General features: G+C 49.5%; 8 protein-coding genes. 4 read left to right on the plus strand and 4 right to left on the minus strand.

What is annotated here, in order from left to right:
- Positions 1–307 precede the first annotated feature (307 nt).
- Positions 308–1,954 (plus strand): sigma-54-dependent Fis family transcriptional regulator, encoded by a 1,647-nt coding sequence (locus tag ACF8OF_RS08665; protein WP_262861547.1) that lies wholly within the window; start codon positions 308–310, stop codon positions 1,952–1,954.
- Here the strand turns inward: ACF8OF_RS08665 and phrB are convergent.
- A complete protein-coding gene (gene phrB, locus ACF8OF_RS08670) occupies positions 1,951–3,390 on the minus strand; it encodes a deoxyribodipyrimidine photo-lyase (protein ID WP_392496354.1) in 1,440 nt (479 codons plus the stop codon). The genes ACF8OF_RS08665 and phrB overlap by 4 nt on opposite strands.
- A gap of 64 nt (positions 3,391–3,454) precedes the next feature.
- Entirely contained in the window at positions 3,455–4,957 is a 1,503-nt protein-coding gene (gene proP / locus ACF8OF_RS08675) for a glycine betaine/L-proline transporter ProP (RefSeq protein WP_262883706.1), read from the minus strand.
- 1,229 nt (positions 4,958–6,186) lie between these two features.
- Here proP and ACF8OF_RS08680 point away from each other — a divergent pair.
- Positions 6,187–6,498: a helix-turn-helix domain-containing protein gene (locus tag ACF8OF_RS08680; protein ID WP_262861544.1), complete on the plus strand. Its 312-nt coding sequence runs from the start codon at positions 6,187–6,189 to the stop codon at positions 6,496–6,498.
- A 210-nt stretch (positions 6,499–6,708) separates the two neighbouring features.
- On the plus strand, positions 6,709–7,686 hold the full coding sequence (locus ACF8OF_RS08685; RefSeq protein ID WP_025151566.1) for a LysR substrate-binding domain-containing protein: 978 nt from the start codon (positions 6,709–6,711) through the stop codon (positions 7,684–7,686).
- Between the two features lie 76 nt (positions 7,687–7,762).
- Here ACF8OF_RS08685 and ACF8OF_RS08690 read toward each other — a convergent pair whose 3' ends face one another.
- The gene (locus tag ACF8OF_RS08690) at positions 7,763–8,941 is read right to left on the minus strand and encodes a M20 family metallopeptidase (RefSeq protein ID WP_262861543.1); all 1,179 of its coding nucleotides are present in this window, start codon (positions 8,939–8,941) and stop codon (positions 7,763–7,765) included.
- 676 nt (positions 8,942–9,617) lie between these two features.
- Here ACF8OF_RS08690 and poxB point away from each other — a divergent pair.
- Positions 9,618–11,339 (plus strand): ubiquinone-dependent pyruvate dehydrogenase, encoded by a 1,722-nt coding sequence (poxB, locus tag ACF8OF_RS08695; protein WP_392496357.1) that lies wholly within the window; start codon positions 9,618–9,620, stop codon positions 11,337–11,339.
- Positions 11,340–11,382: 43 nt separating this feature from the next.
- On the opposite strand, the gene ACF8OF_RS08700 is transcribed toward poxB, so the two are convergent.
- Entirely contained in the window at positions 11,383–12,294 is a 912-nt protein-coding gene (locus tag ACF8OF_RS08700) for a DNA-3-methyladenine glycosylase family protein (RefSeq protein WP_392496359.1), read from the minus strand.
- Positions 12,295–12,507: the final 213 nt, after the last annotated feature.

Genomic DNA, 12,507 nt, shown 5'->3' on the forward strand with positions numbered 1-12,507 from the left:
TAATGATTTACCACTCCAATAAAAGCAGGTGTAAACCTGATAACCTGCGGACTTTTTTTCATAGAATTGAGATATCTGGCGGGTACAAGGCAGCTGAACTTGTTTATAGTACAGAATGTAACAGAACCCAAAAATAACAATTATACTCTGTATGATAAGCCCGCTTATTATATGGTTTTTTTATTGCGCACTATTTTGTTGTGTTTCGCCCTTTGTTCACCTCTTCATGGGTACCTTAAATAGGTTAACTCTGGCAAGGTAGGTGAAGAATGAGCACTACATACACTAACCGGGAGTGACTAAACACATGTCTGCATATAGATGGTTAATTAATACCATTGACCGCGTCGCCATGGTGGAAGAAGTCATCAATGAGTTTTCGGCCTCCGGGATCAGCATTAATTCCATGGAAGTATTTCCGTGCAAAATTTATGTCAAATTCAATACGGAGTGCGAGCGGGATGTTAAGCTGCTGCTGAGCAAACTCCTGCTTAATCCTGATGTTATCAGTGTCACCCGTTCCAAATTACAGCCCTACGAGCGTAAAGAAAAAGAATTACAGGCAATTCTGGAATCCACCACGGATGGCATTATCGGTATCAATAATCAGGGTAATATCAACTACTTCAATAAAGTGGCGGAAGACTTTTTCTCGATCTCGCGGGAAAATATTGTCGGCGTCAATATCAGCAAAATTCTCAGCGGCAAAAACCAGACCGTGCTCACCAAACTGCTCGGCGGCAACAGTTTTGATCACTATCAGATGGTTACCGGTACCCCGAAAGGGGAGTTGTACTATATCTGCTCCGGTCGTCCGATTCTGAGTGAAGAGTCCCAGGTGATGGGCGCGGTGATCACCTTTAAAAGCCTGCGTTCAGTGCAGCAAATGGCATCGTCGGTGAATAAAAGCCTGCCGTTCAGCTTTGATGACATTATCTGTGAAAGCGAAGTCATGATGAACCTGATTGATTTTGCTAAAAAAATCGCAATAAGCCCGTATACCGTGCTGATCCGCGGTGAAACCGGCACCGGGAAAGAGCTGTTTGCCCGCGCCATTCATAACGCCAGCGACCGCAGTGCGCATCCGTTTGCACCGATTAACTGTGCGGCATTGCCGGAAAACCTGATTGAGAGTGAGCTGTTCGGTTATGAGGGTGGTGCGTTCAGCGGTGCCAGCAAGGGCGGAAAGATGGGGCTGTTTGAATCCGCCAACCACGGTACGGTGTTTCTGGATGAATTCGGCGAGCTTTCTCTTATCCTGCAAAGTAAATTATTGCGGGTATTACAGGAGGGGGTGATCCGCCGGGTCGGCGGGCATAAAGAGATCCCGGTGGATGTGCGGATCATTGTGGCGACCAACCGGAATCTGGAAGAGATGATCGAGAACAAATCGTTCCGTGAAGATCTCTATTACCGGATCAACGTGATCCCGATTAATATCCCGCCGCTGAAAGAGCGGAAAACCGATATCCCGCTGTTACTGCAGCGTTTTATCAGTAAATACACAACGGAACTGAATAAACAGCTCAGTCTGTCCCAGGATGCATATCACCAGTTAATGGCCTATTCCTGGCCGGGCAACGTGCGTGAGCTGCAAAACGTGATTCTGCGGGCTATTCACCTGGCGTCCGGCCGGGAAATTACCGTCGGCGACCTGTGGCTGCCCCATGAGGAAGTGATGGTTTCTCCGGTACAGCGGCCACATCCGGTACAGAGAGCCGATGTGTTGCCTGCGGTGCAGCCGGTACCGGAAGAGATTAACCTGAAAGAGTCCCTGGCGCGTCAGGAGAAAAATTTGCTTGAGGATTATCTGCGCCGCTATGGTTCGGCCCGTAAGGTGTCCCGCGAAATCGGGATGTCTCACACCACCGTACTGAATAAAGCCCGTTATTATAATCTGGAGCATCTGCTGACCTACAGCACGGTGCGCCGGTCAGCAGACAAAACCGATTAATACGGATCGTCATCCCCGCCGGCAGCGGTCCGGCGGGCGGTTTCGTAAGCATCGATGGCACGGATCCTCGCCATCCGGTGATCCACCACCGGTTTCGGATAATCAATCTCCCGCCGGTTTTTCTCCGCCCATTCATGGGGGGTGTGAATGTATTTCGCCGGCACGTCTGCCAGTTCCGGCAGCCAGCGGCGGATAAAACTGCCGTCCGGGTCAAACCGTTTACCCTGGGTGACCGGGTTGAAAATTCGGAAATACGGTACTGAATCATGACCGGTGGAGGCTGCCCACTGCCAGCCGCCGTTATTGGCGGCAAATTCACCGTCAATCAGTTGTGACATAAAGTAGTGCTCACCGCGCCGCCAGTCAGTCAGTAAATCCTTGACCAGAAAACTTGCCGTGATCATCCGCAGGCGGTTATGCATCCAGCCGGTTTCATTCAGCTGACGCATGGCGGCATCGACCAGCGGGAACCCGGTTTTTCCCTGCTGCCAGGCAAGCAGCCCGCTGTTATCCGGTGACCAGACAATGGCCTCTGTCCAGCGTTGCATCGGGCGGTGACGGCTGATATCCGGGTGCTGTGCCAGCTGATGCAGATAGAATTCCCGCCAGATCAGCTCACTTAGCCAGGTATAAGCGCCGCTTTCCGGCTCATCGGCGACCATCGGGAAATGCAGGCGCAGGCGGCTCAGACACTGGCGCGGGGACAATATTCCGGTGGCGAGATACGCGGAGATGCGGCTGGTGCCGTCAATCGCCGGGAAATCCCGCTCTGTTTTGTAATCCGCCGCGTGCTTCTGACAAAAATCCGCCAGCCGTTGCAGGGCAGCCTCTTCTCCGGAAGGAAAAAGAGTATGTTCCTGCTGCGGCAGATTAAGAGGCGCCGGGGAAACAGGCGATCCTTTGGCCTCCGGCACCGGCAGCACGCGGATGGTGGTTTGCATCAGTGCGGTGAGAAACGCGCGCCGGAACGGGGTGAACACTTTGTAGAGGCCGCCCTGTTGTGTGCTCACACTGCCCGGCGGCAGCAGAACACTGTCATCAAAGGCATAAAAACGGCAGGTATCCGGCAGACGGACAGCAAAGCGTGCATCACGGCGCTGTTCATTCAGCCCGTACTGTTTATTGACATACACGGCGGGAATGTGATGCTCACGGCACCACGCAGCCAGCCAGTCAGCGGCATCTTCAAACGTATCACACGGCTGTACGTGCAGGGTGATCCCGAGTGCGGCTGCGGATGTGTTCAGCGCGTGCAGCTGACAGAAAATCAGCGCCTGCTGTGACGGCGACATAGCGTGCTGCTCCCACTGTCCCGGCGTGAGGGTAAAAATCAGTTTTACCTGCCGGTGTGCCTGACAGGCGGCGTAAAGCGCCGTGTTATCTGTCAGCCGCAGATCGTGCCGCAGCCAGACAACGGCTGGTGCTGAATCTGTCATAACGTTACCTCCCGCATAAATAATAAAAAGGCCCGCGTCCGGAGAGGCGGGCCTGAGCAGGACATCAGTCCAGTTTAGGGTGCTGATCAATCAGTGACTGGCGGCGTTTCTGCAACGCGGTAATCTCCTCATCAATCGCCTCAATCTTGTGTTCGATATTATCGTAATGCTCAAGCAAAATCTCTTTGGCTTCCGCGCGGTCAGATGCCGCCGGTGTGGCTCCGCGTAACGGCTTATTGGCGGTTTCTTTCATCACAATCGCGGTAACGGCCCCGATAACGGCAATGACCATCAGATAATAGGCCGGCATATACAGGTTATTGGTTACCTCGACCAGCCAGGCGGCGGCTGTCGGGGTGGCACCGGCAATCAGCACGGAGATATTGAACGAGATAGCCAGCGCACTGTAGCGGATTTTTGTCGGGAAAATGGCCGGCAAAATAGAGGCCATCACACCGGTAAAGCAGTTCAGCAGCACCGCCAGGATCAGTAAGCCTAAGAAAATCAGGCCGATGACACCACTGTTAATCAGCATAAATGCCGGAATCGCCAGCACAAATAACCCGATACTACCGGCGAGAACAAACGGTTTACGGCCGATGCGGTCACTCATCATCCCAATCAGCGGCTGTACAAACAGCATACCAATCATAATCGCGATAATAATCAGCACACCGTGATCCGCACTGTAGTTCAGGTTATGCGACAGATAACTCGGCATGTAGGTCAGCAGCATGTAATAGGTGACGTTGGTGGCAATCACCAGCCCGACACAAATCATCAGACCCTTACCGTATTGTGAGGCAATGCTGCGCAGTGAAACGCGGGGCTTATCTTCGCCGGTTTCAGGGTTGGCATTTTTCATATCCTCAACATGCTGCTGGAAAGCCGGGGTTTCCTCCAGGGCATGACGCAGATACAGACCGATCACGCCCAGCGGCAGCGCCAGGAAGAACGGGATACGCCAGCCCCATTCGCGGAAGGTTTCTTCGCCGAGAATACTGGAGATCAGAACCACCACACCGGCACCACAGACGAAACCGGCGATGGAGCCGAAGTCCAGCCAGCTGCCCATAAATCCGCGTTTACGATCCGGTGAATATTCCGCTACAAAGATAGCTGCACCGGAATACTCACCGCCCACGGAGAAACCCTGAGCCAGTTTTGCCAGCAGTAACAGAACCGGTGCCCAGATCCCGATACTTGCATAAGATGGGATCAGACCGATACAGAAGGTACTGACGGCCATAATAATGATGGTGACGGAAAGGACTTTCTGACGGCCGAACTTATCGCCCATAATGCCGAAAAAGACCCCACCCAGCGGACGTACCAGAAACGGTACGGAGAACGTGGCTAACGCCGCGATCATCTGTATGCCCGGAGAGGCGGAAGGGAAGAAGACCTGACCCAGTACATACGCCAGGAAGCCGTAGACCCCGAAGTCAAACCACTCCATGGCATTACCCAGTGAGGCAGCGGTAATGGCTTTCTTTAATTTTCCATCATCAATAATAGTAATATCATTGATATTTAAAGGTTTTTGTTTTGTTTTCTTGCGTCTCATCGTTGTATCCTTTTGTTTTATGACGGGGATTCACGTGACTGAGATTCACTCAAACCCACAACGACTCTTTATATGATAGTGAATTCATCGGTAGCAGGAGATGTTTAATACTAAATTGGTAAGTATAAATACGTACTTTTTCCTGTATTCATGTTTCCCGTTAAATAGATTGATTATCGGATATAACGCCGCTAACGGCAGACGGTACAGGAAACCGCAGACAGGACAGGAAGAATAGGAAAGTAGTGTGTTGTAATAACCAAAAAAAGCCCCTTTCTTTTTAAATGAGGTCACCTAATTTAGCATAAATCATATTTTTTGTAAAACCAGTGGTCTTTTGTACTGATTAATACCCTGTATTTGGCATTTAACTCCCGTGAATACAATATGTTCAGTGCTGTTTTTTTTCTTAAAAATCAGTGAAAATACAGTCTGTTCTGAAAGCAGTATCGTTTTACTTGTTATTTTTACAGCGGTTTATTTCGTAAAATGGGGAATAATCAACGTTAAAATCGGATGTATTTTAAATTATAAGTGAAATTATCATGATAGTGATTGAACGGTGAGCGAAATATAGGGCTGTTCCGCAAAACTGACAATGTTATCAGTATGTTTCACCTGATTTCTCAATTTTCTGTATGCATTTTCCCGATAATTACGTCTATTGTAATTAATAGATAATCACTGACCTTAATGATTTCTTTACGTAATAATAAGATAAACTTTGGTGTTATATGCTGAATATACAAATTGCGCAGTGATATCTGTTAATAGCAATTTAAGAAATACATAAATGTTTCAAGATATATCGTTTTTTTTCCATTTAATTGGGGTTTCTTACTCCATTAAAGCCAAATAATCACTATTTTATACCACAAATATGTCATTTTATTTTTAGTGGTTTATACCTATCTCCGGGGCGGGAGAAAAGGTAAATATACTATAATACAGAGGGTTATCACTCTTTCGCACATCGAATAATTCTTTTTTTTACAATCCGTTAAGTGCAGGAACGGCAGGTTTCAATTTGGTAAATGAATATGTAATATGTGTTTCAACATGTGTACGGGGCTGGTTTGCATCAGTACATTCATGCGGAAGTTAAAACAACAACAAAGAGTAAAACTTTGTGAATATCAATTGGTCCACTTTCTTTAATAAACGCATATTTTGTTAGTTATCAGAGGGGAATCTGATAATTATCACAGCCATATGTGAGGGATAGCGACATGACCAAAGCAAAAAACTCGATAGCGCGTGCTGTCGGGCAAAAAATTCAGGTGTTACGGAAAGATCACGGTATTACTGCTGCAAGACTGGCTGAAATGATCGAAATCAGCCAGCAGCAGATGTCACGTTATGAACGTGGTGTAAACCGTGTTGATGTGGACTGTTTAGTCCGTATTGCGGATCTCTTTGAAGTACCGGTTGGCTGGTTCTTCACCGGGATTGAAGGCCGGAGTAAACGCGACAGCGGAAATGAACGGGAATCCTGGAAAGCAGAAACCGTTATTTTGCCGGTCGAATCTGAACTGATGTAATTTCGTGATCTTGAGTGATAATGAGTTTCATCTCAAAAATCCGTTATTAGTCCGCTAATAACGGATACCGTTTTTTACGGGACGTGTTTATTTCTTCATCACCCGCCTTGTGCTATCATTCTGACACACAGCATGTTGTATTACTCTTATAACCCTGTTTATTAATCATTTTAATATTTTGAATCCGTTTTATAACTGGATAAATAAGCAATGAACATTAATCAGCTCAAAAGTTTTGTTGAGGTGGTCAGGAGTGACTTTAATATCACGAATGCCGCCGAGAAGCTGTACACCTCGCAGCCGACAGTGAGCAAACAGCTTAAAATTCTTGAAGATGAACTGAACGTTTCTTTATTCAACCGGAAAAATAATAATTTATTATCACTCAGTCCGATTGGTGAAGAAGTTCATCGCGTTGCCTGCGATATTCTCGCGCAGTTTGATAAAATTAAAAGTCTGGTTTCACATGAAGATACCACGACAAAACAGAATCTCCGTATTGCCACCACCCACACGCAAATCCGTTATAAATTACCGAAAGTGATTGAACGCTTTAATGCGCGTTACCCGAATATTTCGCTGCATTTTCACCAGGGTGCCCCGGCACAGCTGGCGGAAATGGTGAAAAACGGGGATGTGGATTTTGCGATCGCCACCGAATCCCTGCATCTGTATGACGATTTACTGACCCTGCCGTGCTATCAGTGGTCGCGCAGTGCGATTGTGCCGCACGATCACCCGCTGGCACAGAATGAGCAGCTGACGATTCAGGAGCTGGCTCATTATCCGCTGATCACCTATGTATTCGGATTTACCGGCCGTTCCAAGCTGGATCAGGTTTTTTACCAGAACCACCTGACGCCGAATGTGGTATTAACCGCAGTTGATACGGAAATTATTAAATTCTATGTGAAGCGCGGAGCCGGTGTCGGTGTTATTTCCTCCGTGGCGTTTGATCCGGCGGAAGACAGTGATTCACTGCGCTGTATTAATATCGGGAATCTGGTGAAGCCGAGCTATACCCATATTTGTATCAGCCGTCATACACATCTGAAGGATTATATGTATGACTTTATTTCCTGTTATGCGCCGCATCTTGACCTGAATTATATTCACCAGCCGGAACAGTGGCTGCCGGTTGATCCGAAAGCCCGTGACCGGCTTTACCGCGCATTACCTGAGCTCTGATTCATCCGGTATTCCGGATAAAAAAAGCCCGGTAACGTCGGTTACCGGGCTTTGTGTTTGCTGTGTGTTATCTTTTTTATCGGGTGGCAATATTAATAAAGATTTGCGCACCAATCAGCAGGCAATCGTCATCAACAAAATACGGATTGGCATGCAGATAGTTATTAATTCCTTTGGCTTTGTTACCGCTGCCAAGGAAATACATGGCACCTAATCTGTCTTTGGTGGCATTAATCATATAGCTGAAATCTTCACTGCCGGTCATCGGCTTACCGTTTGAATCAATATTTTCAGCCGGTAAGAAGGCCGCTGCCGCGTTTTTAATCACCTCCGCAGCTTTCGGATGGTTAATCACCGCCGGGTAACCGCAGGCTTCCAGGGTGGTTTTGAAACCACCGGCTTCACTGCGGGCCACAATCTCTTTAAAGCTGGCTTTTAAGATCTTATCGGTTTCTTCATCCATAGAACGGATGGTACCGCGCGCCTGTACATAATCAGCCAGCGCATTCGGAATAGTACCGCCGTTGATCATACCGCAGCCGAAAACGGCCGGGCTGAAAGGATCGGTTTTCTTGGCGACGATATAATCCATGTAATCAATGATGCGGGTGGCTTCGCGGATAGCATCCAGCCCTTTGTGCGGGGTGGAACCGTGCGCGGAAACACCGTGTACGTCCAGCGTCCAGGCAGAGCCGTAAGAGGACATCACACCCGCGTTAAAACGGATGCAGCCGGTTTCAATCGCGGCATCGTTGTGGAGCCCGTAGACTTCATCCACGCCGTCCATGCAGCCCATTTCCACCATTTTATCCGCACCCGGCACGCGCATATCTTCTTCCGCCATCTGAAAGACAAAACGGACGTTATGTGTCAGTTCATCACGATGTTCGCTCAGGTATTTTGCCGCAGTCAATGCGATGGTCATATGGGTGTCGTGACCACAGTTGTGGGCGCAGCCTTCGTGTACCGAACTGTGCTCGTTGCAGGTCATGTCCGGCATTTCCAGGCCGTCGATGTCGGTACGGTAAGCAATCAGCCGGTATGCCGGATTGACGGTCAGTTCGGCAGTAAAGCCGGTGTATCCCTCAAATTGACGGAGGGTATAGCCGAAGCTTTCCATCAGTTCACGGCAGTATTTTGAGGTTTTATATTCTTCACCGGACAGCTCAGGGATTTTATGTAAATCCTGGCGCGTTTTTTTGCTGAACGCCTCAAGCGCAAAGAGTTTTTCACTGATATTGTATTTATTGGTCATTACATTTACCCCGTAACTGAAACCGGTTGGTGTGCTGATAAAGAATCCCTGATGTAAGCGCGGGTATGACCGGAAACCGGTCATACCACAGCGCCGGCGCAACATGAGTACATTTTATTTTTACGAAAAAAAGTCTGCTTTCCGGAACCGGCGGGTTTCTGTCAGCAGCTGTTTTCGTTATTATTTGCAGGAGGGATTTTAACGTCAGTATTAAAAAAGTGAGCGTGACAGAGATCGTGTTTATATCATATCAGTATTTCATGGTGCATGAATAATAAGGATGATCTCTGTGGTAAATAATATAAATGCGCCGATTTATATTATATTTATCTTTAATATCATTCAATTGAATAGATTTTCATTTTCTTGTTTTTTATGCTTATTTTGTGTGAAATATAAATCATCCTCCCGGAATGACGATAACATTAATATTATTAAACAGAAGTTAAGATAAGTGTATTTATATATCCTTGCAGCCATTTTTGTATTATTCAGCCGGTTCTCCGGAAATACCCTGAATTAGTGCTGTAAATTTCCCTTATTACTGGTGGTTTTATCTGCAGCGAGCCCGGGCTACACTGAATTGACAGGATAAACACACAGAGCAGACCGGTATTGTTCTGTGCGGCATCTTATTGCGAATCAGATTTATCACCAGTAAGAGGGAAGATTTACGATGAAGCAGACTGTAGCGGGTTATATCGCCAAAATGTTAGCGGATGCAGGAATCAACCGTATCTGGGGTGTCACCGGAGACTCACTGAACGGGTTGAGTGACAGTTTACGCAAACTGGGCAGCATTGAATGGATGGGTACCCGGCATGAGGAAGTGGCGGCGTTTGCCGCCGGAGCAGAGGCGCATCTGACCGGTAAACTGGCGGTGTGCGCCGGTTCCTGCGGGCCGGGTAACCTTCACCTGATCAACGGATTATTTGATTGTCAGCGCAACCGCGTGCCGGTACTGGCAATTGCCGCACATATTCCTTCCGGCGAAATCGGCAGCCACTATTTCCAGGAAACTCATCCGCAGGAGCTGTTCCGTGAATGCAGCGTCTATTGTGAACTGGTGTCCAACCCCGAACAGATCCAGCAGGTGCTGGGTATTGCCATGCGCAAGGCGATTCTGGAGCGCGGCGTGGCCGTGGTGGTCATTCCGGGGGATGTGGCATTAAGACCGGCACCGGAATCGGCCCGCAATGTCTGGTATGAGCCGTCTCTGCCGCTGGTCATGCCGCAGCGGGATGAGCTGGTGAAACTGGCGGATGCCCTTAACGGTGCGAAAAATATCACACTGATGTGCGGCGCCGGGTGCGCCGGGGCGCATGATGAAGTCATCAAACTGGCGGAAACCCTGAAAGCACCGGTGGTGCATGCGCTGCGCGGCAAAGAGCATATTGAGTATGATAACCCGTACAGTGTCGGGATGACCGGGCTTATCGGTTTCTCTTCCGGCTATTATGCCATGGAAAATGCAGATACTCTGGTGCTGCTCGGTACACACTTCCCGTACCGCGCGTTTTACCCGGCCAACGCAAAGATTATTCAGGTGGATATCAATCCGGGCAGCCTCGGCGCGCACTGCGCGGTGGATATGGCGGTCATCGGGGATATCAAAGCCACACTCAACGCCATTCAGCCACGCCTGCAGGCCAAAGAGGATCACACCCATCTCGATGCGGCGCTGAAGCATTATCAGACCGCCCGCAGTGACCTCGACGCGCTGGCAACCGCAAGCAAACGGGAGCTGATCCACCCGCAGTACCTGGCGAAGAAAATCAGTGAGCTGGCAGATGATGACACCGTGTTCACCTGTGATGTGGGCACCCCGACTGTCTGGGCGGCGCGTTATCTCACCATGAACGGCAAACGGCGGCTGGTAGGTTCCTTTAACCACGGCTCGATGGCAAACGCCATGGCGCAGGCTATCGGTGCTCAGGCACTCGACCGCAAACGCCAGGTGGTGGCGATGTGCGGTGACGGCGGGTTCAGTATGCTGATGGGGGACTTCATTTCCCTGGCGCAGATGCAGCTGCCGGTGAAAATCGTCATCTTTAACAACAGTGTGCTGGGCTTTGTGGCCATGGAGATGAAAGCGGGCGGTTATCTGACTGACGGCACTGATCTCCACAATCCGGATTTTGCCGCAATGGCCAATGCCATGGGAATTAAAGGGATCCGCGTTGAAGACAGCGAATCACTGGATGATGCACTGAAAACGGCATTTGCCCATGACGGTCCGGTTTTAGTGGATGTGGTGACCGCCAAACAGGAACTGGCCATGCCGCCGGAAATTAAGTTTGAGCAGGCCAAAGGCTTCAGTCTGTATATGCTGCGCGCGATTATCAACGGGCGTGGTGATGAGATTGTGGAGCTGGCAAAAACCAACTGGCTGCGCTGAATCCGCAGAGAGAAAAAATGCCGCAAATGCGGCATTTTTTTGCTCAGTACCCGGCGGCGGACTCCAGCCGCCACAGGTGGGCGGCCATCAGAGCCCGCCAGGGCGCGAAATCCGCCAGCCATTCCTGTGTTTCATCCGCTGTTATTTTTTCATCCCGCGCCAGCAGGCGCTGCAGATTACGCCGTACCGCAACATCGCCGTGCAGTGAGCCGTTCAGATAGTTAAAGCCGCGCAGCAGCGCATAGCTGACTGTCCAGGTACCGATACCCTTTATCGCCGTCAGTGAGGCGGAAACCGCATCCGCATTATCCGGTGTAACCACATCCGGCAGCACCAGCACCCCGCTTTCCAGTTGTTCGCTCAGCGCCAGCAGGGCATTCGCTTTACCGACGGAAAAACCGCAGCTGCGCAGACCGTCAAAATCGGTCTGTAAAATATGCGCTGCGTCCGGATAGCACCACAACCCGGAGGAGTGACGCAGGCCGATATGCTGAATCAGGCGGCGGCGGATAGAAATCGCCGCCTGAACACTGATCTGCTGCCCGATAATCGCCCAGTTAATGGCTTCAAACGGCGTAGCGGACTGGTAGATCCGTAATCCTTTCTGCTGCCTGATCAGCGGCCCGGCCAGCGGGTGATCCTGATATTGTTCTTCGAATGCCTCTACCGGCTGGATCAGGCCGAGCATATGCCGGGCGAGATGCTGCATACGGGCTTCGTCTTCCGGCAGGGGCCCGGGGCCGTCTGTCGTGAGGGTGACACAGGCTTCCCCGGCGCGGATTTCCAGGGTCAGCAGGGCGGGATGACCATGCAGACAAATCCCTTTCATCACCCGGTTCCCTGTGACGTCTTCAGCCACATGGTGATTATCACGTAAATGAAATGCGAGAAAATCCGCTGTATGATAAGGCTCGGGTAACGGAACGGCAATCGTCAGATTTTTGTTATTATTCAACTTTTCATACCTCAGTACAGGGCGGGTAACTGACCGGATTATAGTCGTTTTCATGTCCGGGTGTGTCATTTCGGCTGAAATGTTTATTTACATAATAATAGGTGGATTATTCTGAATGAACTCCGGATATAAAGTGTGGTACTTATACGTATGAACAAATGAGTTTTATTTCAGCATATTCATTTTTTGCCGTTGTCTGTGTGGCATAACCGG

The organism is Morganella sp. TYF_1 (genome assembly GCF_043105645.1).
Classification (GTDB): domain Bacteria; phylum Pseudomonadota; class Gammaproteobacteria; order Enterobacterales; family Enterobacteriaceae; genus Morganella; species Morganella morganii_B.

Bases quoted from the DNA above. Each gene is read 5' to 3' on its own strand.
- ACF8OF_RS08665 (WP_262861547.1), top strand. From the start codon at position 308: ATGTCTGCATATAGATGGTTAATTAATACCATTGACCGCGTCGCCATG.
- phrB (WP_392496354.1), bottom strand. From the start codon at position 3,390: ATGACAGATTCAGCACCAGCCGTTGTCTGGCTGCGGCACGATCTGCGG.
- proP (WP_262883706.1), bottom strand. From the start codon at position 4,957: ATGAGACGCAAGAAAACAAAACAAAAACCTTTAAATATCAATGATATT.
- ACF8OF_RS08680 (WP_262861544.1), top strand. From the start codon at position 6,187: ATGACCAAAGCAAAAAACTCGATAGCGCGTGCTGTCGGGCAAAAAATT.
- ACF8OF_RS08685 (WP_025151566.1), top strand. From the start codon at position 6,709: ATGAACATTAATCAGCTCAAAAGTTTTGTTGAGGTGGTCAGGAGTGAC.
- ACF8OF_RS08690 (WP_262861543.1), bottom strand. From the start codon at position 8,941: ATGACCAATAAATACAATATCAGTGAAAAACTCTTTGCGCTTGAGGCG.
- poxB (WP_392496357.1), top strand. From the start codon at position 9,618: ATGAAGCAGACTGTAGCGGGTTATATCGCCAAAATGTTAGCGGATGCA.